At 62.9% G+C, this 22,929-nt stretch carries 28 protein-coding genes; all 28 read left to right on the top strand.

What is annotated here, in order from left to right; genetic code table 11:
• Positions 1-32 precede the first annotated feature (32 nt).
• On the top strand, positions 33-524 hold the full coding sequence (locus AOZ53_RS24750; RefSeq protein ID WP_054489734.1) for a lysozyme: 492 nt from the start codon (positions 33-35) through the stop codon (positions 522-524).
• The gene (locus tag AOZ53_RS24745) at positions 521-775 is read left to right on the top strand and encodes a DUF7940 domain-containing protein (protein WP_054489732.1); all 255 of its coding nucleotides are present in this window, start codon (positions 521-523) and stop codon (positions 773-775) included. The genes AOZ53_RS24750 and AOZ53_RS24745 overlap by 4 nt, the downstream gene beginning before the upstream one ends.
• Complete coding sequence (locus AOZ53_RS24740; RefSeq protein WP_054489730.1) at positions 772-1,398, top strand: hypothetical protein; 627 nt, start codon at positions 772-774, stop codon at positions 1,396-1,398. The genes AOZ53_RS24745 and AOZ53_RS24740 overlap by 4 nt, the downstream gene beginning before the upstream one ends.
• Positions 1,395-1,676: a hypothetical protein gene (locus tag AOZ53_RS24735; RefSeq protein ID WP_054489728.1), complete on the top strand. Its 282-nt coding sequence runs from the start codon at positions 1,395-1,397 to the stop codon at positions 1,674-1,676. The genes AOZ53_RS24740 and AOZ53_RS24735 overlap by 4 nt, the downstream gene beginning before the upstream one ends.
• Positions 1,673-1,891, top strand: a complete 219-nt coding sequence (locus tag AOZ53_RS24730) for a hypothetical protein (RefSeq protein ID WP_054489726.1) — start codon at positions 1,673-1,675, stop codon at positions 1,889-1,891. Before AOZ53_RS24735 ends, AOZ53_RS24730 begins: the two co-directional genes overlap by 4 nt.
• A gap of 3 nt (positions 1,892-1,894) precedes the next feature.
• Positions 1,895-2,398 (top strand): DUF1804 family protein, encoded by a 504-nt coding sequence (locus AOZ53_RS24725; RefSeq protein WP_054489721.1) that lies wholly within the window; start codon positions 1,895-1,897, stop codon positions 2,396-2,398.
• Positions 2,399-2,401: 3 nt separating this feature from the next.
• A complete protein-coding gene (terL, locus tag AOZ53_RS24720; protein ID WP_054489719.1) occupies positions 2,402-4,069 on the top strand; it encodes a phage terminase large subunit in 1,668 nt (555 codons plus the stop codon).
• An 8-nt stretch (positions 4,070-4,077) separates the two neighbouring features.
• The gene (locus AOZ53_RS24715) at positions 4,078-5,673 is read left to right on the top strand and encodes a DUF935 domain-containing protein (protein WP_054489716.1); all 1,596 of its coding nucleotides are present in this window, start codon (positions 4,078-4,080) and stop codon (positions 5,671-5,673) included.
• Positions 5,666-6,925: a phage minor head protein gene (locus AOZ53_RS24710; RefSeq protein ID WP_231690680.1), complete on the top strand. Its 1,260-nt coding sequence runs from the start codon at positions 5,666-5,668 to the stop codon at positions 6,923-6,925. Before AOZ53_RS24715 ends, AOZ53_RS24710 begins: the two co-directional genes overlap by 8 nt.
• A gap of 12 nt (positions 6,926-6,937) precedes the next feature.
• The gene (locus AOZ53_RS24705; RefSeq protein ID WP_054489712.1) at positions 6,938-7,432 is read left to right on the top strand and encodes a phage virion morphogenesis protein; all 495 of its coding nucleotides are present in this window, start codon (positions 6,938-6,940) and stop codon (positions 7,430-7,432) included.
• Between the two features lie 284 nt (positions 7,433-7,716).
• Positions 7,717-8,868, top strand: coding sequence for a phage protease (locus tag AOZ53_RS24700; protein WP_231690679.1), 1,152 nt, complete (start codon positions 7,717-7,719; stop codon positions 8,866-8,868).
• A gap of 46 nt (positions 8,869-8,914) precedes the next feature.
• The gene (locus AOZ53_RS24695; RefSeq protein WP_054489710.1) at positions 8,915-9,307 is read left to right on the top strand and encodes a hypothetical protein; all 393 of its coding nucleotides are present in this window, start codon (positions 8,915-8,917) and stop codon (positions 9,305-9,307) included.
• A 43-nt stretch (positions 9,308-9,350) separates the two neighbouring features.
• Positions 9,351-10,241, top strand: a complete 891-nt coding sequence (locus AOZ53_RS24690; RefSeq protein ID WP_054489709.1) for a Mu-like prophage major head subunit gpT family protein — start codon at positions 9,351-9,353, stop codon at positions 10,239-10,241.
• 118 nt (positions 10,242-10,359) lie between these two features.
• Positions 10,360-10,629: a hypothetical protein gene (locus AOZ53_RS24685; RefSeq protein ID WP_054489707.1), complete on the top strand. Its 270-nt coding sequence runs from the start codon at positions 10,360-10,362 to the stop codon at positions 10,627-10,629.
• Positions 10,630-10,631: 2 nt separating this feature from the next.
• Entirely contained in the window at positions 10,632-11,054 is a 423-nt protein-coding gene (locus AOZ53_RS24680; protein WP_054489705.1) for a gp436 family protein, read from the top strand.
• A 17-nt stretch (positions 11,055-11,071) separates the two neighbouring features.
• Entirely contained in the window at positions 11,072-11,740 is a 669-nt protein-coding gene (locus AOZ53_RS24675; RefSeq protein WP_197286517.1) for a DUF1834 family protein, read from the top strand.
• Positions 11,741-11,745: 5 nt separating this feature from the next.
• The gene (locus AOZ53_RS24670) at positions 11,746-11,970 is read left to right on the top strand and encodes a DUF2635 domain-containing protein (protein ID WP_082385756.1); all 225 of its coding nucleotides are present in this window, start codon (positions 11,746-11,748) and stop codon (positions 11,968-11,970) included.
• Between the two features lies 1 nt (position 11,971).
• Positions 11,972-13,396, top strand: coding sequence for a phage tail sheath subtilisin-like domain-containing protein (locus tag AOZ53_RS24665; protein WP_054489701.1), 1,425 nt, complete (start codon positions 11,972-11,974; stop codon positions 13,394-13,396).
• Positions 13,397-13,427: 31 nt separating this feature from the next.
• Positions 13,428-13,802: a hypothetical protein gene (locus AOZ53_RS24660; protein ID WP_054489699.1), complete on the top strand. Its 375-nt coding sequence runs from the start codon at positions 13,428-13,430 to the stop codon at positions 13,800-13,802.
• Entirely contained in the window at positions 13,799-14,224 is a 426-nt protein-coding gene (locus tag AOZ53_RS24655; RefSeq protein ID WP_054489697.1) for a hypothetical protein, read from the top strand. The genes AOZ53_RS24660 and AOZ53_RS24655 overlap by 4 nt, the downstream gene beginning before the upstream one ends.
• A gap of 180 nt (positions 14,225-14,404) precedes the next feature.
• Positions 14,405-16,672 carry a hypothetical protein gene (locus AOZ53_RS24650; protein WP_156333505.1) on the top strand — a complete coding sequence of 756 codons (2,268 nt, stop codon included), beginning with the start codon at positions 14,405-14,407 and terminating at the stop codon, positions 16,670-16,672.
• Positions 16,672-17,949, top strand: a complete 1,278-nt coding sequence (locus AOZ53_RS24645; RefSeq protein WP_054489693.1) for a DNA circularization protein — start codon at positions 16,672-16,674, stop codon at positions 17,947-17,949. The genes AOZ53_RS24650 and AOZ53_RS24645 overlap by 1 nt, the downstream gene beginning before the upstream one ends.
• Positions 17,933-19,063 (top strand): phage baseplate assembly protein, encoded by a 1,131-nt coding sequence (locus tag AOZ53_RS24640; protein ID WP_054489691.1) that lies wholly within the window; start codon positions 17,933-17,935, stop codon positions 19,061-19,063. Before AOZ53_RS24645 ends, AOZ53_RS24640 begins: the two co-directional genes overlap by 17 nt.
• Complete coding sequence (locus tag AOZ53_RS24635) at positions 19,060-19,695, top strand: phage baseplate assembly protein V (RefSeq protein WP_054489689.1); 636 nt, start codon at positions 19,060-19,062, stop codon at positions 19,693-19,695. The genes AOZ53_RS24640 and AOZ53_RS24635 overlap by 4 nt, the downstream gene beginning before the upstream one ends.
• Before the next feature lie 54 nt (positions 19,696-19,749).
• Complete coding sequence (locus AOZ53_RS24630; RefSeq protein ID WP_054489687.1) at positions 19,750-20,100, top strand: phage GP46 family protein; 351 nt, start codon at positions 19,750-19,752, stop codon at positions 20,098-20,100.
• On the top strand, positions 20,100-21,167 hold the full coding sequence (locus AOZ53_RS24625; protein WP_054489685.1) for a baseplate J/gp47 family protein: 1,068 nt from the start codon (positions 20,100-20,102) through the stop codon (positions 21,165-21,167). Before AOZ53_RS24630 ends, AOZ53_RS24625 begins: the two co-directional genes overlap by 1 nt.
• Positions 21,164-21,742 (top strand): YmfQ family protein, encoded by a 579-nt coding sequence (locus tag AOZ53_RS24620; RefSeq protein ID WP_054489683.1) that lies wholly within the window; start codon positions 21,164-21,166, stop codon positions 21,740-21,742. Before AOZ53_RS24625 ends, AOZ53_RS24620 begins: the two co-directional genes overlap by 4 nt.
• An 83-nt stretch (positions 21,743-21,825) precedes the next feature.
• A complete protein-coding gene (locus AOZ53_RS34410) occupies positions 21,826-22,668 on the top strand; it encodes a gp53-like domain-containing protein (RefSeq protein ID WP_156333504.1) in 843 nt (280 codons plus the stop codon).
• Positions 22,669-22,929 lie beyond the last annotated feature (261 nt).

Raw genomic sequence — 22,929 nt, 5'->3', positions numbered from 1 at the left:
ATAGTCGTGTCCAGCAACTATTGGACACGACTATGCACCCTGACAAGACTTCCGAGGCTGGCGTCTCCCTCATCGAACATTTCGAGGGCTGCCGCCTGACCGCGTATTGGGACGCCACCGGCAAGGTATGGACCATCGGCTGGGGCCATACGGGCCTGGACGTGTACAAGGGCCTGGTCATCACGCAAGCGGTCGCGGACGCCATGCTGGCGCAAGACCTCATCGAGCGTGAGAACGCCGTCAAGAAGTTCTTTGCCAGCGTTCCCCTCACGCGAGGCCAGTTCGACGCGCTGGTGTCCTTCCTCTACAACGTCGGCCCCGGCAAGCGCGGCATCAAGTCCGGCCTGTTCATGCTGACCAACGGCCAGCCGTCCACCCTGGCCCGCAAGGTCCTGGCGCGCGACTACGCCGGAGCCGCAGAGGAATTCCTGAAATGGATTTACTCGGGTGGCGTGCCGCTGCGCGGCCTGGAGCGCCGCCGCAAGGCCGAGCGGCAATTGTTCCTGACCGGGGCCTGGTCGTGAAGCGCCGCCCGAGACTGACCAAGAGCTGGCGGCGGCTCCATCGCTCGTACACGGTCATCCTCGGCCTGGTCCTTGCGGTGGCATCAGCCGCCTATGAGCTACTGCCGCTATTCCGGTCCCTGGTGGCCGAATCCCGTTTCGCCTGGATTTCGATGGCGCTCGGCGTGTTGATCGCCGCGCTGCGTTACGTGGATCAACCTTGCTTGCAGCAGCAGACGAATCCGAACGACGACGCCGAGGGTAAGCAATGATCGCCCGCTTGTTGTCCTGGCTCGGCATCGATGCCACCGCCGCCTGGTTTGTGCTGGTGGTGGTCGCCTGTGCTGGCGGCTACCTGCACGGCTATGGCTACGCGACGGCGCAGGCCGAGGCCAGCCATAACGCCTATGTCGTCAAGCAGAGCCAGGCCACGGCCGACGCCCAGGCCAAGCATCTGCGCGAGCTGCGCGCCGAGCAAGAGCGAGGTGATGCGCTGTCCGCGTGGCTTCTTTCCACCAACGCGGAGAACGCCAAGCTCTCCGATGACCTCAAGAAGCGAGTCCCCCGTGTATCAACCGTCTACATCGAAAAGCCCGGTGCGGCGCCTGTTGCCCTGCCTGATCGTCCCTTTACTGCTGGCTGGGTGCGCGACTACAACGCCGCCCTTGGCCTACGAATGCCCGAAGCCGCTACGGCTACCGGCCCCGCTGCGCGAACGGCCGCCGGCATTCCAGCCGCTGGTTCCCTCGGTGGAATCGACGCCGCAGACCTTGCCCGCAGCACCGTAAGCCAGGCCGATGTACTGACCACGCATATCGACAATGCGGCCGTCTGCAAGAAGCTCGTCGCGCAGCTCAATGCCATCTTGGACCTTGATGAGGGGAAGACGCCATGATGATCGAGATTGGCGGCGCGCAACTCTTTAGCGTCGTGGTGATGGTCATCGCGGGCCTGGTCGGCATGTGGACTCGCCGCGTGCAAAGCGACCAGAAAGAAAACGCGCAACAGGTCGCAACGCTCAAGGTCCAGGTGGCCGAGCTACGCGAACAGCTTGCGCGTGAGGCGAGCGACTATGCGCGGCGCAGTGAGCTGGAAGCGCTTATGCGCCGCATCGAAGAAAAGCTAGACCGCATGACCGACAAACTGGATTCCAAACAGGACAAACAAGCATGACCGCCAAAGACAAGACCAACGACGCAGGCCCGGACGAACAGTTGCAGCTACTGCGCCGCGTGGACGGCAAGCTGGACAACCTGGACGGCAAGATTGACCGCATGCGCCAGGAAGTGCGCAAAGACGCCGTGGTGTACGGTGCCACGGCCGGCGGCATTACGGGCGGCCTCATCGCGGTGGGCGTGGCGCTGGCCAAGGCCAAGATGGGCCTGTGACGCATGGCTCACCCGAAGGAAACCCGTGATGCGGTGCGACGCGCCTACGTGTACGACCGCCTATCGCTGGAAGTGTCGGCGCTGAAAGCCGGCGTTTCCTATGCGACGGCCGCGCGCTGGAAAGGCCAATCCGCCAAGGACGGCGACGATTGGGACAAGGCCCAGGCCGCGCAGCTTCTTTCCGGTGGCGGCATCGAGAACATCGCCCGCCAGATGCTGGCGGGCCTGGTCATGCAGTACCAGGCGACGATGGATGCGGTAAACGTGGACACCGACATTAAGCCGGCCGCCAAGGTGCAAATGCTGTCCAGTCTGGCCGATGCCTACAACAAGACGGTGTCGGCGTCCAAGCGCATCCTGCCGGAAACTAGCGAGCTGGCCACGGCCATGCAAGTCGTGCACTTGCTAGCCGAGTTTATCAACCAGCATCACCCCAAGCACGCTACTGCCTTCGTCCAGATACTGGAGCCGTTTGGCGAGGTGCTGGCCAACAACTTCGGCGGGTAGCGTATGGCTCGCTTTGAAATCAAGGCCAAGCGGACGAGCCGCAAGGCCTTCCTGAAAGAAATCACCGACCTGGCCGCAGGTATGCGGGCCATGATTGAGGCCGAGGTTTCCGGCTTCAATACCGACCCCGAGATTGCGCGCGAGCGCAGGGCAGCAGCGTGGGACAACTTTGAATACTTCGCTCGCACCTACTTCCCGCACTACATCAGCAAGGCAAACAGCTTGCTGCATGACTACCTGTACAAGCGGCTGCCGGCGATGGTCGCCGCGCCCGAATCGCAATCGGACGTGATCGCCGCGCCCCGTGGCGAGGCCAAGTCGACCATCACCAGCCAGATATTCGTTATCTGGTGCGTCATCACCGAGCGCAAGTGGTATCCGGTCATCGTCATGGATGCCTTTGAGCAATCGGCCGTGATGCTGGAGGCCATCAAGGCCGAGCTGGAAAGCAACCCGCGCCTGGCCATGGACTTTCCCGAAGCCGTTGGCCAGGGCAGTACCTGGCAGGTCGGCAAGATCATCACCAAGAACGGTCGCATGGTGGAAGTCTTCGGCGCTGGTAAGCGGATTCGTGGCCGTCGCCATGGCCCACACCGCCCCGACCTGGTCGTGGGCGATGACCTGGAGAACGATGAAAACGTGCGCTCGCCCGAGCAGCGCGACAAGCTCCAAGGTTGGCTGGCCAAGTCCGTCATGAAGCTGGCCGGGCCGGGCGAAAAGTTGGACGTGGTCATCATTGGCACCGTGCTGCACTATGACTCGGTGCTGTCGCGCTTGCTCAAGAATCACTTTTGGCGCGGCATCAAGTTTCAGGCGGTCATCACCTGGCCAAACCGTATGGACCTGTGGGACCAATGGGAGGAGCTGTACCGCAACGACGGCCCGGACACGGCGCGCCTGTTCTACGCCGCCAACGAAGCCGAAATGATCGAGGGCGCGGTGGTGTCCTGGCCAGCCGCGCGCCCCATCCTGTCGCTCATGGTTATCCGCGCGCGAGACGGACACGACGCTTTCGATTCGGAATTGCAAAACGACCCGGTCGCGGGGGATAACGCACCGTTTTCCGGTGTCATCACCTTTTGGGTCAACCGCCTGGCCGATTGGCTTTTCTATGGCTCATGCGATCCGAGCCTAGGTAAGGCCGGGAACCGGCGTGACCCGTCCGCGTTGCTGGTGGGCGGCTTTAACCGCGTCACCGGCGTCCTGGACGTTGTGGAAGCCAAGATTGGCAAGCGCGTGCCGGACAAGATCATCAGCGACGTGATCGACTTGCAGCGGGAATACCGCTGCCTGTTGTGGGTGGTGGAGTCGGTCCAGTTTCAGGAGTTCCTGCGCACCGAGCTGATCAAGCGATCCGCTGCGCTCGGCGTTCCAGTTCCGGCGCGAGGCATTACGCCAGGCTCAGATAAGGAGCTGCGCATTGCGTCGATACAGCCGCACGTTGCCAACGGTCTCATTCGCCTGCATCCGTCGCAAAAGACCCTCAACAGTCAGCTTACCCATTGGCCCATGGCTGACCACGATGACGGCCCTGATGCCCTGCATATGCTCTGGATGGCCGCTACTACCGGCTTCGGAGTTTTTGAATACACGCCCGCTAACAAGCGCTCCCACGACACCGCCGATGACGATAAGGCAGACGACGCCCGGCATGACGTGGGGGCCTGGTAGGAAACCCCATGACTCAAATTGTTGACTCCCGAGGCCGCCCGATGAACCGGGACGCCCTGCACGAACCCCAAACCGCTCGCCTGGGTTGGGTGTCGCGCGAATGGGCCGAACATCCCTCACGCGGCCTGACGCCGCAACGCCTGCACCGCATCCTGGAAGATGCCGAGCAGGGCAACCTGGTTGCACAAGCCGACCTCTTTTCGGACATGGAGGAAAAGGACGGCCACATCATGTCCGAGATGGCCAAGCGCAAGCGCGCCATCCTGACCTTGGACTGGGAGGTCCATGAGCCGATCAACGCAACCGACGAAGAAAAGCGCGACACCGCCATCATGCGTGAGCTGCTGTCCGAGCTGCCCGCGTTCGATGAATTCACGCTGGACTGCATGGATGCGGTGGGCCATGGCTTCGCCCCGATTGAGGTGGAATGGCACCAGGTTGGCCCCTACACCTTGCAGCGCGCCTTTCATCACCGGCCGCAGCGCTGGTTTCAGACGCTGCCCCATGACGGCAATGCGCTGCGCCTGCGCGATGGTACGGCGCATGGGCAGGAGCTTTGGCCGCTGGGTTGGGTGGTCCACCAGCACAAGGCCCGCTCGGGGTATCTGACACGGGCAGGCTTGCACCGCACCCTGGCCTGGCCCTACCTGTTCAAAAACTATTCTGTCCGCGACCTGGCCGAGTTCCTGGAAATCTACGGCTTGCCGCTGCGCGTGGGCAAATACCCGGCCGGCACGACCGACCGAGAGAAGGACACGTTGCTGGCGGCAGTAGCTGGCATTGGCCACAACGCCGCCGGCATCATCCCGGATTCGATGTTGATCGAGTTCGAGAGCGCAGCGGAAGGAACACAGGAACCCTTTGAGGCCATGATTGCCTGGTGCGAGCGTACACAGTCAAAGGTCATCCTGGGCGGTACGCTGACCAGCCAGGCCGATGGCAAGTCGTCCACCAACGCGCTGGGCAATATTCACAACGAAGTCCGCCACGACTTGCTTGTGTCCGATGCCCGCCAGCTCGCCGCCACGGTCAACCGGTATGTCATCGGCCCGATGCGCGCGCTCAACATTGCCGGCGCTGCTGGCCGTCGCCCGCCGGAGTTCCGCTTTGATACGCGGCGTTTCGATGACCTGCGCACGCTTTCTCAGGCTCTGCCGCGCCTGGTCGACGCCGGCATGCAGATTCCCGTGGACTGGGCGCATGAACGGGCCAACATCCCCAAGCCTGCGGCTGGCCAAGCCGTCCTGGTCAAACGGCCCACGCCAGGCGCGGCCGATGCGGCCGGGCTGGCTGCGGCAGCTTCCCAGCTCGGCGCTGCCGTCGCAGCACTGACGGGGACCGCCGGCGCAGCGCCGGCCGGTACGGCGACGGCCGCCGGCCAAGTCTCGCGCTTGGCTGCACAAGCCGCCCCGACCATGGACGACTGGATCGCCAAGGTCCGCGACCTGGTCGACCAGGCCAAGAACCTGCAGGAAGTACGGGACGGGCTGCTGGCCCTGGCCCCCCAGATGGGCATTGACGAGTACGCGGGGCTGCTGGCCGAGGCGTTAACGGCGGCGGCGCTGGCCGGACGTGCCGACATCCTGGACCAGGCCCGTGGTTAGCCCGACCCTGAACGTGGGGCGAGTGCCCTTTGCCGAGCAGATCGCTTTCTTTCGGCGCAAGGTGCCGCTGCCGTCCGAGTCCTGGACTCAGCTATATACCGCTGGCCATGACCACGGCTTTGTCATCGCCGGAGCCACGCGCGAAGCGCTGGTGCAGGACTTCTTTGAGTCCGTGGAAAAGGCGATATCCGAGGGCAAGTCGCTGGAGTCGTTCCGCAAGGACTTTGACCGGATCGTGACGGCGCACGGCTGGGACTACAACGGCTCGCGCAACTGGCGCAGCCGCGTCATCTACGAAACCAACATGTTTACGAGCTTCGCCGCCGGCCGGCGTGAGCAGCTCCTGAGCATGACAGAAATGCATCCGTACTGGATGTACGTGCATTCCGACGCGGTCAAGCACCCTCGGCCGGAACACCTGGCGCTCGATGGCCTGGTATTGCGCTGGGATGATCCGTTTTGGGACAAGTTCTTTCCGCCCAATGGCTGGGGGTGCCAGTGTTCGATCCGAGCGCTGACCGAGCGGCAATTGCGCAAGCTTGGCAAGGACGGCCCGGACCAGGCCCCGGACATACCAGAGCGTGAGGTGGTCATTGGTAAACACGGCCCGACCCCGCGCACCGTTCGCCTGCCCGAAGGGATTGACCCAGGGTTTGAGTACGCGCCAGGCGCGACGGTGCCGCAAGGCTCGCTTGGCCAGCGCGCAAGCCAGGCCCTGCAATACGGGCCGGACTTGACCGCATCTCGGTGGCGGCCGGTGTTACCTGGTTCGCCCAGCTCGGCGGGGCGTACCGGGGCTATTCCCATCACTGCGGCCCCTGCACCGGCCATTCAAGCCGTTAAATCCTCTGGTGAATGGGTCGACCAGGTCGCGCAAGTGCTGGGAGGTCCTGTGCGCCTGGTGCGGTCCCATGACATCCCCATTGCCCTGGTGGCGCATGCCCTGGCCACTCCCCTGGCCAAAGAAGCCGAGCCGCTGCCGCTGCTGACCATGTTGGTCGATCTTCTGACCAAGCCTTGGGAGGTATGGCAAAACCTTTTCAGGGATGGCGTATCGGGTGCCTACGTCCTGCGTACCCATTTCATCAAAGGCTATCGCCGGGCTGACGGCTCCGAGGCTGTCATGGTTGCTCAGGTCGGATCGGGCTACCTGGAAGCGTGGGCGGAAGTTCCTGCCGATCATGGCCAGGCGCTCGCCCGATTGCGTCGGGGAAACCTTTGGTACGGCGCGCCGGCAGACGCGGCAAAGTAGGAGCAAGTACAAATGCTGGTGGTAACGGTCAACGATGCGCAGTTTGCCCAGACCATGAAGCGCCTGGCCGAGCTGGCCCAGGACATGACGCCGGCATTGCGCGGAATCGGGGAATACCTGGCCGGCTCTAGCCGGGACCGCTTCGGCTCACAGACCGCGCCAGATGGCAGCGCCTGGACTCCGCTTGCCCATTGGTACAGGGAGGCCAAGCCCGCCAACAAGGACAAGATATTGACGCTGCGCGGCTACCTGTCCAGCTCGATCCACTGGCAGGTCCTGCCTGACTCGGTGCTGGTCGGTAGCAATCTGGAGTACGCAGCCATTCACCAATTCGGCGGCGTCATTCGCCCGAAGCAGCGTAAAGCGCTCAAGGTCGGCGGGCGCGCGGTCAGCCAGGTCAAGATACCCGCCCGTCCGTATCTGGGCATTTCGACCGACGATGCCACTGAAAGCGAGGCGCTGGTGGCCGACTACCTGGCCGGCGCATTCAAGGGTGGCCAGGGGTAGTTCGACCAGGTCAAACTGGCGTCAAAGCCCGGAATCTGAAAATCGGGCCGTGGCGCGGTTTTCAGGGGGTGGGGTGCGGTATCGCTACCAATTCCGATGCTGCCTATCGTTAACCCCGCGTTAAAAGCGTTTTTAACGCCATCGGCATTTGCCATCGCCCCTACGATTTGCACAGACTTGGCAAATCCGGCGGAATTCCCCCCTCGATCCGGGCAATTCCCCACCCCCGCCTACTGAAGTCTTTCAACTGATCGCCGCCGGCACCGACCGGCACCATGGCGGTCATGGCTACGACCCGAACCAAACCCAACCCCAAGGCGACCCAACGGGCTGCCGCCCGGCCGATGGTGGCAGCACTCAGCATTGCGCTGCGGCCTGGCCAGGCTGGCCAGGTGCAACACGAAATCCAGGTTTTCCCCGCTGGCGAATTCCGGGCGTTCGACGGCCGGCCTGACGACGTGGACACCTGGCGCATGGACGGGGACATTGCCCGCGCCCTGATCGAACGGTTTAACGCGCGCCAGCGCCGCCTGGTCGTCGACTACGAGCACCAGACGCTGGCCGCTGCGACCAACGGCCAGCCCGCGCCCGCATCAGGCTGGATGAAGTCCTTGGAGTGGCGCGAGGGTCAAGGCGTATTCGCCCTGGTCGATTGGACCAAGCGCGCCCAGGACCATATTGCGGCCGAGGAATATCTCTACATCTCGCCCGTATTCACCTACGACAAGCAAGGCCGCCCGCAGGACATCCTGCATGCCGCGCTGACCAATGATCCCGCGCTGGACAACATGGACGCGGTGCGCGTGGCTGCGGCCAGCGCTCTGGCCTCTGGTATCGCGCACGGCGGGGCGCTGCCCTTTCCCGCCCAATCCCCCAAGGAAATCCCGATGGATGAACTGTTGAAAGCGCTGCTGGCGCTGCTGAACCTGCCCGACGACGCGACCGAGGATCAAATCCTGGCCAAGCTGAACGAGTACATCGCCCAGGCCAAGCAGGACGCCGACCAGGTCGCCGCCCTGACCGGCGAAGTCGAGAAGAAGGACCAGGAGGTGGCGGCCCTCAAGTCCAACGCCGGCAACCCCGACCCCACCAAGTGGGTCCCGTTCGCCGCCATGACGGCGTTGAAAGGCCAGGTCGTGGCACTCGAAAACGCCGGCCGCACCCGCGAGGTGAGCGAGCTGGTGACGGCCGCCCTGTCCAACGGCCAGTTGGTGCCGGCCATGAAGGACTGGGCTACGGAGCTGGGCATGAAGGACCCCGCCCAGCTCAAGGCGTACCTGGACAAAGCTCCGGCCATCGCCGCGCTGTCCCGCACGCAGACCGGCGGTCGCCAGCCCAACGGCGACCCGGCGCAGTTGACCGAGACCGAGCTGGCCGTCTGCAAGAACCTGGGCCTGGACCCGGCCAAGTTCAAGGCCGCTCGCACGAACGACTGACCCACCACCCCGGCCCGACCAGGCCATATTTCACCAAGGAAACGTCATGGCTAATGACCGCAACACCCCGCGCCGCGATGGCCAGGGCCTTCGCCTGCCGGTGGCGGCCGCCGTGCGCCTCTACGCGGGCCGCATGGTTGGCGTGAACGCTGACGGTAACGCGGTTCCGGCGGGCAACGCCGCCGCCATCGCCATCGTTGGCATCGCGCAGGAACAGATCGACAACCGCGACGGCACGGCTGGCGCGCAGTCCGTCAACGTGCGGCGCGGCACCTTCCAGCTCAAGCCCGCCGCTGCCGGCATCACCCTGGCCGCATACGGCAAGCGCGTCAAGGCGACCGATGACGAATCGGTCTCGCTGGTGGGCGAGGACGCCGCCGCCATCGTCGCCGGCATCGTGCGCGACGTGGACGCTGACGGCGTCTGGGTCGAATTCTGACCCGACAAGGTCAGCCACCTTTCATCCGCATTCGGAGCTACACATGATCGTCAACAGTGCCAACCTGGCCACCCTCTTCCAAGGCTATCGGATGGCCTTCCAGCAAGCATTCGCTGGTGCGCCTTCGTCCTGGGAACAGATCGCCACGCCCGTCCCGTCGACCACGGGAACCGAGGTCTATCCCTGGCTCGGCCAGTCCACGCAATTCCGCGAGTGGGTGGGCGAGCGGGTTTTCCAGAACCTCAAGGCCCACGGCTACAGCATCAAAAACAAGACCTTCGAGAACACCGTGACGGTGGGCCGCGAGGCCATCGAAGACGACCAATATGGCGTGTTCAATCCCATGATGGGCCAACTGGGCCAGGACGCCAAAGAGCATCCCGACCTGCTGATCTTCAACCTGCTGAAAGCCGGCTTTGCCACGGCCTGCTATGACGGCCAGTATTTCTTCGACACCGACCACCCGGTGGGCAAGGAAGGCGCCATCGCGTCGGTCAGCAACTTTCAGGGCGGTACGGGACGCCCGTGGTTCCTGCTGGACACCACGCGCATCATCAAGCCGCTCATCCTCCAAAAGCGCCGCGACTACGCATTCGTTTCCAAGACGGATGCCAAGGACGAAAACGTCTTTAACCGCAATGAATTCGTGTACGGCGTGGACGCTCGCCTAAACGTGGGCTACAGCCTCTGGCAGCTCGCCTACGCCAGCCGCGAAGCGCTGGACGGGCAGGCGTTCAACGACGCCTACGCGCGGATGCAATCGTTCAAGGGCGACCACGGCAACCCGCTGGGCATCCGTCCCAAGCTGCTGGTGGTCGCCCCGCAGGACCGCGCCGCCGCCCTGGAAGTCGTCAAGGCCGAGCGCAGCGCCAACGGGGCCACCAACATCAACCGCGATGTGGTCGATGTACTGACCACCCCCTGGCTGGCCTAGACCCACTCGCCGCCGCAGCCCAAAAGCCCAGGCGAAGCCATAAGCCTGGCATAGCGACCAACCCGCCGCCCCTGGCCATCGAGGGCGGCGGCAACCGAAACAAACTCAGGAGGGCCAAATGGCCGAAAAAATCAAGGTGCTGCGCGTTGTGGCACGTACCGACAGCTTCCGCCGCGCCGGCTACCAGTTCGGCGCGGACGCCGTCGACATCCCGATGGACGAGCTGACGGGTGCTCAAGGCAAGAAGCGGCTGGACGCGATCATGGCAGACCCCAACCTGGTCGCCAACGAGCTGGAGGTGGACGCCGACGCCGTCGAGTCGCCCCAGGTCGACGCGACCACGTCGGCCGCCGCTGGTGGCCGCAGCCGCAGCCGCAAGACGACGTAACCATGTACGCGACCGCCGCCGACATGATCCGTCAGTTCACGCGCCGCGAGGTGCTGGCGCTGACCGATCCCGAGGTCACGGGTGACATTGACCAGGACATCCTGGGCGGTGCGCTGCGGGCGGCGTCCGCCGAGATCGACACCTATCTCAGCGGGCGCTACCGGCTTCCCTTGAACCCTGCGCCCCAGCACCTGGTGCGTGTCTGCTGCGACATCACGCGCTACGTGCTGACGGGCGACGAGCGCCAGGCCACCGACACCATCAATGACCGCTACAAGGCAGCCGTCCGCTTCCTGGAGCTGGTGGCCAGCGGCAAGGTAACGCTGGGGCCGGCCGACAACGGGGTAACGCCCAGCGCGGACGGCAGCGTGCAGTTTGTTCAAGGTACGCGGGTATTCGGGCGGCAAGGCCCTGGAGCGTATTGACCATGGCACGAGAGAGCGTGATTGATCGCATCCAGGCGGCCATGGTCGAACGCCTCAAGGCCGGCTTGGGAAAGATGGTCAAAGAGGTTTCGCCTTACAGCGGTGAGTTTGACGAGGACCTGGCCACTGTGGTGCGACAGTTCCCCGCAGCTTGGGTTTCGTTCCTTGGCGTCCAGGACACCAAGCGGATGAACACATCGCGCAACAAGAACCTGGCGCGCGGTCGCTTCACGGTTATGGTCGGCCAGCGCTCAGTGCGTTCCGAGTCGGCCGCCCGCAGTGGCGCGCGTGGCGAGGTCGGGACGAATCAGCTTGTCTATGCAATCCGTCGACTGCTGGCAGGCCAGGACTTCGGCCTGGAAGACGTAGGCGAATTGGAGCCTGGCGCGGTTCGGCCGATGTTTAACGGCCGCACCAAGGGCGATGCCAGCTCGGTCTATGCCATCGAATTTGATGTGAAGTGGGTTGAACACGTCCTGACCAATGGTCGCTGGCCAAGCCCGGACCCCAGCCAGGTCGGGGACCCGGAGGCCACGGACCCGGACCTGATCTTTCCCGAGGTCGGCGGCAAGGTTGACGCCCCTTATCCGTGGCTCACCGCCATCCAGTTGGATTACCGGCTGGCGGGTCGCAGCAACACCGATTCACCTGACGCCACCGACGTGGTGGCATTCAAAGAGGACTGACGACGATGACCACCATCAGTGTCAAAGCCGCCCCTGGCCTGCGCGTCCCGCGCGAGGACAACGGCCGCAAGTACATCACCGACGACAAGGAATCGCCGGTGGAGCAAACCGCCTACTACCTGCGTCGCCTGGCTGACGGCGACCTGGTCGAGGTCAAGAACGCGCCGGCCGGCGACCAAGCGCCGCCCGCCGATGCCCCGGCCGCCCGTGCCGTGAAGAAAGGAGCCTGACATGGCCGAAGTTATCCAGCTGGACCAGATCCCCGTCAGCACTCGCAAGCCGGGGGTCTATTTCGAGTTCAATACCAAGCTGGCCCGCCAGTCTCTGCCGACGAACGAGCAGCGCATCCTGATCTACGCACAGCGCTTGTCGACGGGCATGGTCCCCGCGCTCAAGGTGGTGGACGTGTTCAGCGACAAAGACGCCGCTGTGTACTTCGGCAACGGCTCCATCGCGCACCGCATGGCCATCAGCGCTATCGAAGCCAACCCGAACGCGCAAATCGCATTCATCACGGTGGACGATGCCACCGCAGGCCAAGCCGCCCAGGCCGAGGTGGAAATTACCGCCGAGGCCACCGGGCGCGGCATCCTGACGTTCCAGGTCGGGCCGGAAGCGGTCAGCGTGGAGCTGGAAGCCGGCATGTCTGCCGCCGCCATGGCCACCGCCGTCGCTGCTGCGGTCAATGACCAGGTCGCGCTGCCCGTGACGGCGGCCGCTACCGCCGGCAAGATCAAGGTGACGGCCAAGCACAAGGGCGAGTCCGGCAACCAGATCAAACTGGCGGCCGTGGTTCGCTATTCCTCGGGCACGACCAACACCGTCAAGGCCCAACTGGCGGGCGGCCTGGGCGATCCCGACCTGCGCCCGGCATACGCTGCGGCGTTCGGATCGTCGTATGAAATCCGGGTATGCCCGTTCGCTACCCAGGACGCGCTGCTGGCATTCCGCGACCACCTGGAGGACCTGGGCGGCCCGCTGGAACAGCGCGATGCCATCGGGGTGGCAGGCTTTCCCGGCACGCTGGCGGCCGCCAGCACGGTGGCCAGCGGCGTCAACTCGCAGATCATTTCGTTTGCCTGGTACAACAAGTCCAAGCGCAGCTCGGGCGAAATCGCGGCAGGCTATGCCGCCGTCATGGCGAGCGAAGAACACCCGGCGCGCCCCTTGAACTATCTGGAGATCAAGGGCCTGGACATCATCGACCAGGAAGACTATCCGGGTCGCAAGGAACAGGAAAATGCCCTGTTCAATGGCGTCACGCCCCTGGTCGTCGGCCCCGGGAACCGCGTGCAGATCGTGCGCGCCATCTCCACGTACCTGGTCGACGCGCAGAACATCAAGGATGACTCCTGCCTGGACATCACGGTGTTTCGCACGCTGCACTACTTCCGCAAGGCGTGCCGCCAGGCTGTGGCACTGCGCTTCCCGCGTGAGCTGCTGTCGGAAAAAACGCCGCCCAAGGTCCGCACGGTGCTGCTGCAAATCATGTACCAATGCGAGGACCTGGAAATCCTGCAACTCATCGACACCTACAAGGACCGCCTGGTGGTGCAGAAGCACGCTCAGAACAAGGGCATGTGCGTTGCCGCCATTCCGGCCCCGATCGTCCACGGCATGCACGTTTTCGCCGGCCGCATCGACCTGTACGTTTAACGGGTCCCTCGGACCCTGAAAGGAGCCACCCATGGCAATCAAGGAATACGTTGGCGCCATCATCATGGAGCTGGACGGTAAAGAGGTCGAAGTCATCGACATCGACGTGACCGAAAGCACGGGCATGAAGCCGGTCAAGGTCATGAATCGCAGCCGCAACATCGGCGGCGTGGCCAAAGGCATTAAGGAATACTCGTTGCGCGTCACGGTGCCGATCCCGTTTGACGATGACATCAAGTGGGCCGAAATCTTTGGCGCGACGATCACGGTGTTTCCGTCGTCGCCCGGCGGCAAGCGCGAAACCTACCTGGACTGCTGCACGTCCGAAGTCGGCAAGCAATACACCGTCGACAACGAAGCGCGCCGCACCCTCACCATGTTTGCGGTCAAGAAGGTGGATGAATGACGAACGCCAACGAGCAAGCGCGGACCAACGCCATCACGCAAGCTGACAAGGAAGCCCTGGCCACCGGCACGCTTACCTACGGCGTGCCTTACCAAGGCCGCAGGCATTACAACTTCGTCATGCGCCTGCCGACGATGGGCGACAACATCGACGCTCTGGAAGCCCACCCGGACGCGTCGGTGGCACGTCTCGACCTGGCCATGTTCGCTGCATGCATGCAGCGCCTGGGTGACATTCCCGAAGAGGACATCACCTTTGAACTGCTGGCCGAGATGGTCCCGACCGATGTGGATGTGATCTATACGGAAATGGGCGAGGCAAAAAAAAAGCTGCTGCTGTCGAGCGGAGACTCCGCACCTTCCGAAAGATCGTCCTCGTCCTTGGAAAGCACGGCATCCCCGAGGACCGCGTCCGCAGTCTGACTTTCGAGCAGTTGGACGGCTACCTGGAATCTCTGGCCGAGCTGAACGGAAAGGCCAGAGATTCCGGCACTACCTCAACGCGTCGCATCGTCAGTCAGCGGCGTATCAAACCAAAGAATAAGGTCCGGCCCCGAATGGCCAAGCGACCGTCTACCCGGACCACTTAGCTAGAGGCCCATCGTGTCCAATACAAACATGAAGGTTGCTCTTGAGATCGTTGTCAGCGACCGGGGCAGCCGAGAGGCTGGGCAAGCCGTATCGGTGGTGGCGCAGAAGAAGCACGAAGCCGCACGCCAGGAACTGCGCGACGTGGCCGCAGTAGGCACTGCCACCGCTCGCCAGTACGACCATAGCCGCCGTGCCAGTGTCCAGTTGGCGCAGCAACAGATTGCCGCATCGCGCAATGCATCGTCGCAGATCGTGCGTGACGCCGACAGAATGCACAAGGCCAGGGAGCAGCTTGGCATCCGCTCAGAAAGGTCGCTCCAACGGGAGATCATGCAAACCATGATCGCGTACAAGCGCCTGGAGCAATCTGGCCGCGTCTCGGGCCTTGAGCTGGCCAGAGCTGCCGAGGCAGCCCAGCGAAAGGTCAAGATGCTCCAACGGGAGATGCGCGAGCTGAAAACGCCCAGCGAGTTCGGTAAAGGCCTGGCCGCAATTGGCGGCGGCATCTTGGCTGGCGTGGCGGTGGCCAAGCGGCCCCTGTCGGAGACGATGGCGTTTGACCAGCAAGTGGCTGCAATGTCGAACACGGCCTATGCGAGCGAGGATGCCGAGGGAAGAAAGCGCGGGCAGGAGAGCATCTACGGCGCGATATCAATTGCAAAGCGAAAGGGCGGGACGCGCGAAGAAGCTGCGGACGCCTTGAACGACCTGCTGGGCACCAGCGGCCTGTCGCGTGATGAGGCATTCGCCATGCTGCCGACGGTGCAACAGACCGGGCTTGCTGCGGGCAGAAAGTCGCGTGACATAGTGCCGCTGGTAGGGGCGCTCAAGGCCAACAACATTTCTGTGGCCGACATGCCCGCCGCATTGGGCAAGATGCTGCACGCAGGCGAGACAGGCGGTTATGGCATCGAGAACATGATTTCCAGCCTGCCCAAGCTGCTGGCATCCCAACGCGACAACTACGGCATTTCCGGCATGAAGGGCTTGGAGATGGCATTGGTGAATATGCAGGCCATCACGGCCGGAACCAACATGCCGCAGGAGTCCGCGCAATCGTTGATGGCGTTGATGAATACTCTCAAGCAGCCTTCTGTGTCCCAGGCTGTCGCCAAGAAATTGTCCATCGGTGGTAAGGGCGTTGACCTGGCTGGAACGCTCGGAAAAGGTGCCCTGCAGGACGTAAGCCCGCTGGAAACGTTCACTGCCCTGGTCGACAAGTCCATGGCCAACAACAAGTCTTACAAGCAGCTCAAGGGACGCCTGGAGAAAGGCGGCAGCCAGGCCGACCGCGAGCAGATGGCCACGTTGCTGGAGTCGTCTGTGTTTCGTGATGTGGGCATCGGCCGAGAATCCTTGTTAGCCTTGTCCGGGTACATGAGCCAGCGGGAATCAATCAAGGGCCTTCGCAGCGAGTACGCGGGCGTCGGCGTGGGCGCGCTGGAGACGAGCAGCGCGGTCATGATGGCCACGGCCGGCGAGAAAGTGAACCAGGCCAGCCAGGCCGTGGCAGATGCCCGCCAGCGCGCTTTGCAGCCGGTCACGGAGCTGATGGGCGATATGGCCAAGAAGATGGCCGAGTATGCGGATAAGTACCCCGGCCTGACCACGGCGCTGACCGGCGCAACCGATGGCATCAAGGTCATGACCGCAGCCGCCATTGCCTTCGGTGGCGTCAAGATGTTGACCGGCGCGGGTGCCGGTGTAGGCGTGGGTGCCGCCGCCGCAGGCGTGGCAAGCGGCACTGCGAGCGTGGCCGGCCGAGCTGTGGGTGTACTCGCGCCGACCCGTTTCTTAGGGGCGGGCGTCCTGGCTCGTTCGGCCCCGCTCGCGTCCGTTGCCCTGGGTGGCTATGACGCGCTCCAAGTCGCCGGCAGTGATCTTCCCGAGGCAGAGAAGAACGCCGCCTATACCCGGATCGGCGGACGCACCAGCGGCGGCATTGGCGGGGCATATGCCGGCGGCCAGGCTTTGGCCTTTCTCGGCCCCTACGGCATCGCGGCAGGCGCTATCGGCGGCGGCATTCTTGGCAGCCTGACCGGGGATTGGGCGGGCGAGAAATTGGGACAAGCGTGGTTCGGTCCGGGCGAGGCCCGCCCCGAGACCGCCAAGGCGGCAACGATGGCAACCGGTGGCGTCGATCCCGCCGCCTTGCAGCAGGCAATCATTAACGCAAATCGCACCGCCCCGCCGAAGGTGGAGCTGAAGGTTGAACTGGATGGACGTGAAATCGCGGCCGCCGTCAATGAACACAACGCACGCGACGCACGGAGAAACTAATGGCTTGGTCTGAAACGTTGCTGGATGCCTCATTCAAAGGCGTAAAGTTCGATTGCGCGCGCATTCAAGATGAAGCGCAACGCGACATCCAGCGGCACCAATATCCCTACGTCAACGGAGAGGATTCCGAAGACCTGGGGCGCGGGGCCATCGGCTCTGATTTGACGGCTGTATTTTGGGGTGACGACTACGAGCAGCGGTATCAAAAGTTCTTGGAAGTGTTGGAGCAGCCGGGTCCTGGCGAGCTGATCCATCCCATATTCGGCTCTATCCCGTTGGCCCAGCTCGAAGGCTGGCGCGTTGGCCATGATGCAGACACCCCGGATGCTTGCACGATCGACCTGCGCTTTATTCATAGCACGCCGAGCAGCCCGCTTTTCACGCGGCAGCTTCCCGAGCAGAAGGCAGCAGCGAGCCGCCAGGTCAAAGAGGACGGGATTGCCAGTGGCGTGGAGTCTTTCGCCAAGCGCTTGAAAGCGCTCACGAGTTTGAAGGGCATCACCGACAGACTCAATTCGATTCGGTCGACCATGGACCGGGTACTAAGCGCCGTTCGCAGCGTCACCAATGGGGTCGGCGCAGTTACGGACCTGATCGAGTTTCCGCGCACCTTCACGTCCGGCCTGGCTGACGGCCTGCGCGGCCTGGTCGACCTGCGCAGCTTCGGAAAGTCCAGCCGCATGTCAGATTGGAACGGGCTGAAAGGTGTCTTCGATGACGTGATCCGACTTCCCGTCTCGTCGTCCAAAGGCGAGACGCCGGCATCGTTTCGCCCCGGTCAAACTGGCCAAGCTGGAGCGCTGCAACCGCAAAAGCCCATTGCGATCCTGCCCGAAGATCAACAGCCGATTGTCGCAGTCGTCAAAGTCATCACAGCGGCCGAGCTGGTCGACACTGCATCGGACATCTTGACCGACGAGGCCAAGACTCCGACCCTCTCGCCGGCCGAAATCGAGGTGATCGTTTCGGACGTGAGGGAGATTGTCCAGGATGCTATTGACGCCAACCGGGACCTGTATCCGGTGGAGGAAGCCCGCAGCATTACGGAACCACTCAAGGACGCAGCTCTGGCCATTCAGGAAGCCGCGGTAGTCATCATCGAAGCCCGCCCGCCCCTGCGTCAGCGCGTCGTCAATGCCCCCACCAATCTGCACTTGCTGGCGCATCAGTGGTATGGCGACTATCGACGGGCCGGCGAGCTGGCGCGTTTGAATCCGCAGGTGCGCAATCCCAACGACATCGACACGGGAGACATACTCAATGGCTACTCGCAATAGCGCGGGCGACGACAGCCGCGACCTGGCCCGAGAAATTGAGCCGGTGTCGTTGCTTATCGGTGGTCGAGTGCATGGCAAGTGGACGCGATACTCAGTTGAGTCTGACATGACCAGGCCGGCTGCCGCGTGGAACGTGCAGCTCGGCCTACCCGATGGCGAGCTGCCGGCAGTGGTTCAGCCTGGCGCTCGCGTCGAGGTCCGCGTGGGGGCTGATATTGCTATGACAGGCTCGGTCGACGATGTAGACGACGACGTAGGAGGCAGGACCGCTACCCTGTTCATGTCGGGCCGTGACGGTGCGAGCATACTTGTCGATTGCAGCGCGCCGATCTTCGCAGCCAAAGAAATGTCCTTGGATCAAATCGTCAAGTCGGTGGTGAATCCGCTAGGAATTTCCAAGGTCCGCGTGGATCCACGCGGAAAGGGAGTGGCCGAGAAAGTAAGCATTGAGCCAGGAGATACGGCCTGGGACGCGTTGGAAAAAGCTGCGCAGGCGAACGGTCTTTGGCCGTGGTTTGCGCCGGACGGAACGCTGATTGTGGGGGGGCCGGACTACGATGCGCCGCCGGTGGCAAGCCTGGTCATGAGACACGATGGCAAAGGCAACAACGTGAGCCGGTTGCGGCGCAGCGCATCCATCGCCCGGCGGTATTCGGAGATTACGATTCTTGGCCAGGCACACGGCACCAGCAGCGCGGACGGCCAAAATGCAATGCGCACCGTCGTGCGTGATCCAGACGTCAAGGTTTATCGGCCCAAGATTCTGACGGTCAGCGATGCCATCAGCGGCGAGTCGCTATCGCAGCGCGGGAAAAAGGAATTGGCAGATGGGCGGCTTGATGGCCTGACGTACCAGGCCGAGGTGCGAGGACACCGCACAAGCGGTGGCGTCCTATGGACTCCCGGCCAGCGCGTTCACCTGGAAGACGAGCGCAGAGGCTTCAAAGGGATGCTTTTTCTGATGGCTAGAACGTTTCGCGGTGGCAGTGGAACCCCGACCACAACCACGCTGATCCTCAAAGAGGACAACGTGTGGATACCCGTGGTGGCGCGTAAGAAACGGAAGCTGGAGACGCAGGCATTCAGCCCGCAGGAACTGGGGATCCGCCCATGATTAAAGTCATCGACGAACGCATACGCCGATTCTTCAACTCAGTGCGCATGCCGTTCCGCATGGTCATCGGCAGCACCAGCACGGGAACGGGCGTTAAGAAAGTGACGGGAGAAGGGTTGGCAGATGAGCCGGTGAAAGGTGCTGAGCTATTTCAGCACTACGGATTCCAGTCTGTTCCACCGGGCGGGACCATGGGGGTCGCGGTAGCGCTGGGTGGCTCCACGTCACATTCCATGATCGTGGCCACCGAGCATGCCGCTGTGGGCATTGACCTGGCCACGGGCGAGGTTTCGGTTGTGCATCAAGAGGGGCATTACATCCACTTGAAGAATGGGCGTGTTATCGAAGTGGAATGCGACGATTACGTTTTGCGCTGCAAGACCTGGCGCGTGGAAGCCACCGAAGCGGCGACCATGGATACCCCTATTGTGACGATGACCAAGACGGCGCAGATTGACGGCATGCTTACAGGCAAGGGGGGGTTGAACCTCTCCAATGAGAGCGGCGGCGGCGCAGCACAGATTTCTGGAACGGTGGAGGTAACTGTGGACGTTATCGCCGCAGGCATCAGCCAGGTTGGCCATCATCACAAGGACTCTGTTGGCGGCAATACGGGTAAGCCAGTTGGCTGACCTACTGAAGTCCTTCACCTGATTTCACGCCGTGCGTTTGCCCACAATGCACGCATGGACCCGCGAATCAACCCCAGCACCGGAGACTACAGCGGCGAGCGCGTTACAACGCTCGCCAATGCTGTCTATCTTCGTCTCATGACGCCGCTAGGCAGTTGGTGGGCCGATCCCGAGATGGGGTCGCGGCTACACGAGCTGGAGCGAGAGCGCGACGTTCCCCGCGTGCGCAAGTTGGCCAAGCAGTACGCCGAGCAGGCTTTGGCCCCTCTGGTCAAAGCGCTTCGTGCGAAAGAAATCACGGTGGAGGCCGAGCAGCGGCGCGTGGGTTGGTGCGACCTGCGGGTGACTGTGATTGACGAAACGGGTCAAGAGTTGCATTTCAAACACCCGGTGAAGGTCGCCTAATGCCGTTCCCCGTTCCTGCGTTCTCCCAGATTCGCGGCAACCTGCTGCGCGACATCAAAAACTATCGTCCCGACGCGGACGTTACGCCCGACAGTGATTTCTATGTGCGCGCCACCTCGGTGGCCAGCGCCGCCGAGGGGCTGTATCAGCATCAAGCATGGATGGTTCGCCAGATATTTCCTGACACTGCCGATCAGGAGTATCTGTACATGCATGCAGCCGTGCGGGGCCTTAGTCTCAAGCACGCCGTACCGGCGCGCGGTTTCCTGCGCATCAAAGGGCAGGCAGGAACTATGGTTCCCGAGGGCCTGCAAGCCAAGCGTGGCGACGGCATGCTGTATCGCGTGACAGCACGCGAGCCAATGCCCGCAGCCGGCGTTGGCCTGTTTGCCGCCGAGGCGGTGACGGCGGGCGAGACAGGTAACGCGGCGGACAATGCGGTGGCCACCGTTCAAGTAGCGCCGGCCGGGCTGGATAGCGCCGCCACGCTCCAATCTATGCGTGGCGGCGTTGCGCAGGAAACGGACACTGAACTATTGACTCGGTTGCTTGACCTCATCCGCCGGCCGCCAGCAGGCGGAAATCGTCACGACTATCGACGTTGGGCCATGGAAGTGGACGGGGTTTCCGATGCGTTCGTCTACCCGCTGCGTCGCGGCGTGGGGACCGTGGACGTTGCGATTGTGTCGGGTGATGGCCTGCCGTCACAAGACACCATCAACCGGGTCCGCGCATACATTGACGATGTGCGGCCCGTGACGGCCAAGAGCTTCCTGGTGGTTGCCCCGAACCTGCGACTCGTTGACCAGGTCGTGCGTGCATCGCTGCGTGACATCAGCTTGGAGCAAGGCAAGGCGGCAATACAGCGTGCATTTGTATCGCAGTTTGCCAACATTGCCCCCGGTGCGACTTGGGTACGCAGTCAAGCCGAGGCTCTGGTGTCGAATGTTTCCGGCGTTGTGGACCGCGCAATCACATCGCCCGCGAGCAACGTCGTCCCGGTTGTCAATGGTGACGTGATCGAATGGCTGCGCCTGGGTAGCGTCACCGTGGAACCCATGCAATGAAGCATCGGCAACTTTTGGCGCGGCTACTGCCGCCGCGCAGCTACGACTTCCAAGGTGCAGCGCTGGCCGGCGAGCTGGGGGCCGAGGGCGACACCTTGGACCGTGTACAGCAAAGCGCCGCCCGGGTGCTGGGTAGCGTCACTCCGTTCGGAGCGGTCGACACGCTACCCGATTGGGAGCGGGTATGCGGCTTGACGCCTGCGGACGGTGCCAACCGCCAGCAGCGCTTGGACGCCGTCCTGGCTAAGCTGCAAGAGCTGGGCGGGCTTTCCATTCCCTATTTCAAGAGCTTGGCCAGGCGGCTGGGCTACGAAGTCGAGATTACCGAGTTTGAACCATTCTTTGTGGATTACAGCCACGTGGACCGGGACATTCTCTATGAGACGGACGTGGTGTGGGTCTGGAGGGTGTCTGTCAAAGGGGGGAATGTGCGTGCCTTCCCGTTCTACGTGGACATGTCTTCAGTCGATGAAGCGTTGCTGTCATTCAGTGACGCGGTGATCGAAAGCTACTTCCAAGACTTAAAGCCCGCACATACGTTTGTTACGTTCGATTATGAGGAAAGCAGAGCATGAGGCATCCTGAAACCAGCACCCGAGAGTTCACTCCTGGGGACCCTACGACGGGACGCCCTGGAGCGATGGTGACATCCGTCCTAATGAACTCTTGGCTACGCGAACTCGTCGCCGTGGCCACTGTTCTCGGAGTGCCGATTGACCCGGACAACGATGAGCAAGTCTTGGCTGGAATTCAACGGTTGATAGACCGTAGCGCGCACTCCAACTATGCGATTGGTTCGGGTGATGCGAATGTCTACCGCGCCGCCTACGTGCCGCGAATCACGGCCCTGGTCAGTGGTCAGATACTGCGCTTCAAGGCCAAGGATGCCAATTCGGGCGCGTCCACGTTCGCGCCGGACGGTCTCACCGCGCGGCCATTGCTGGGCAATGATTACGGTGAGTTGCGCGCTGGAGACATCGCCGCCGGCAGTATTTGTTGGGTGCAGTGGGATGGAACTGCCAACAACGGCAACGGAGCCTGGATTCTGGTGGTTAGCTCGGGCATTGCCGTGCCTACGGCATCCACAATTATCTCTGGTATCTCACGGCGCGCGACATCGGCCGAGGCGCAAGCGTTTCTGCGAGACGATGTCACCGTTAGCCCTGCCTCTCTGCGCGCGGCGTTTCAGGGAGGGAACTATTCGGCTACGTTCAACGGCTACGATGTCATGCCCGGCGGGATGATCCGTAACTGGGGGATCGTGCCGTTGGTAGTGGTCCCCGCAAATTCGTTTTTGGATGCCAGTGTCACGTTCGCCAACGCATTCCTGGCCAACTGTCTTTCTTTACAGCTGACGGTAGAAACAAGCGCGCCGACCCAGGTTAGCGCATCTGTGAAGCCTGACAGCCTGACCAAAACGGGGTTTACGGTTGTTCGAGGCAATTCTTCTTCGGCCACCCCTTGGGGCGTCGTCGTCCGATATGAAGCATACGGCCGCTAGGCCGCTTAGGAGAGCGCGATGTCTGTACAACGATTCTACAGCCCGTCCCAAGCCGGCTTTTATACCCTGGAGTGGCATGGCGGCATGATGCCGGCCGACGTTGTGGAGCTGGCCCCGGGAGAATTTGAACGCTGGGGGGATACCGGAGGGGAAATTGCAGGGGTCTCCCTGGACGGCGTCTTGGTTATGGCCCAACCGCAAGCCCCTCGCCCCGCGCTTCCCTAACCCGTCTGGCCGCCAGACCTTCCGGGAGCCTAGTAG

It is taken from the genome of Achromobacter sp. 2789STDY5608621, from assembly GCF_001299375.1.
GTDB lineage: Bacteria > Pseudomonadota > Gammaproteobacteria > Burkholderiales > Burkholderiaceae_B > Achromobacter > Achromobacter insuavis.
This window is presented reverse-complemented; position numbering and strand designations above follow the sequence as displayed.

Coding starts and splice junctions, on each gene's coding strand:
- AOZ53_RS24750 (WP_054489734.1), top strand. CDS start 33: ATGCACCCTGACAAGACTTCCGAGGCTGGCGTCTCCCTCATCGAACAT.
- AOZ53_RS24740 (WP_054489730.1), top strand. CDS start 772: ATGATCGCCCGCTTGTTGTCCTGGCTCGGCATCGATGCCACCGCCGCC.
- AOZ53_RS24735 (WP_054489728.1), top strand. CDS start 1,395: ATGATGATCGAGATTGGCGGCGCGCAACTCTTTAGCGTCGTGGTGATG.
- AOZ53_RS24730 (WP_054489726.1), top strand. CDS start 1,673: ATGACCGCCAAAGACAAGACCAACGACGCAGGCCCGGACGAACAGTTG.
- AOZ53_RS24725 (WP_054489721.1), top strand. CDS start 1,895: ATGGCTCACCCGAAGGAAACCCGTGATGCGGTGCGACGCGCCTACGTG.
- terL (WP_054489719.1), top strand. CDS start 2,402: ATGGCTCGCTTTGAAATCAAGGCCAAGCGGACGAGCCGCAAGGCCTTC.
- AOZ53_RS24715 (WP_054489716.1), top strand. CDS start 4,078: ATGACTCAAATTGTTGACTCCCGAGGCCGCCCGATGAACCGGGACGCC.
- AOZ53_RS24705 (WP_054489712.1), top strand. CDS start 6,938: ATGCTGGTGGTAACGGTCAACGATGCGCAGTTTGCCCAGACCATGAAG.
- AOZ53_RS24700 (WP_231690679.1), top strand. CDS start 7,717: ATGGCTACGACCCGAACCAAACCCAACCCCAAGGCGACCCAACGGGCT.
- AOZ53_RS24695 (WP_054489710.1), top strand. CDS start 8,915: ATGGCTAATGACCGCAACACCCCGCGCCGCGATGGCCAGGGCCTTCGC.
- AOZ53_RS24690 (WP_054489709.1), top strand. CDS start 9,351: ATGATCGTCAACAGTGCCAACCTGGCCACCCTCTTCCAAGGCTATCGG.
- AOZ53_RS24685 (WP_054489707.1), top strand. CDS start 10,360: ATGGCCGAAAAAATCAAGGTGCTGCGCGTTGTGGCACGTACCGACAGC.
- AOZ53_RS24680 (WP_054489705.1), top strand. CDS start 10,632: ATGTACGCGACCGCCGCCGACATGATCCGTCAGTTCACGCGCCGCGAG.
- AOZ53_RS24670 (WP_082385756.1), top strand. CDS start 11,746: ATGACCACCATCAGTGTCAAAGCCGCCCCTGGCCTGCGCGTCCCGCGC.
- AOZ53_RS24665 (WP_054489701.1), top strand. CDS start 11,972: ATGGCCGAAGTTATCCAGCTGGACCAGATCCCCGTCAGCACTCGCAAG.
- AOZ53_RS24660 (WP_054489699.1), top strand. CDS start 13,428: ATGGCAATCAAGGAATACGTTGGCGCCATCATCATGGAGCTGGACGGT.
- AOZ53_RS24655 (WP_054489697.1), top strand. CDS start 13,799: ATGACGAACGCCAACGAGCAAGCGCGGACCAACGCCATCACGCAAGCT.
- AOZ53_RS24645 (WP_054489693.1), top strand. CDS start 16,672: ATGGCTTGGTCTGAAACGTTGCTGGATGCCTCATTCAAAGGCGTAAAG.
- AOZ53_RS24640 (WP_054489691.1), top strand. CDS start 17,933: ATGGCTACTCGCAATAGCGCGGGCGACGACAGCCGCGACCTGGCCCGA.
- AOZ53_RS24635 (WP_054489689.1), top strand. CDS start 19,060: ATGATTAAAGTCATCGACGAACGCATACGCCGATTCTTCAACTCAGTG.
- AOZ53_RS24630 (WP_054489687.1), top strand. CDS start 19,750: ATGGACCCGCGAATCAACCCCAGCACCGGAGACTACAGCGGCGAGCGC.
- AOZ53_RS24625 (WP_054489685.1), top strand. CDS start 20,100: ATGCCGTTCCCCGTTCCTGCGTTCTCCCAGATTCGCGGCAACCTGCTG.
- AOZ53_RS24620 (WP_054489683.1), top strand. CDS start 21,164: ATGAAGCATCGGCAACTTTTGGCGCGGCTACTGCCGCCGCGCAGCTAC.
- AOZ53_RS34410 (WP_156333504.1), top strand. CDS start 21,826: ATGAACTCTTGGCTACGCGAACTCGTCGCCGTGGCCACTGTTCTCGGA.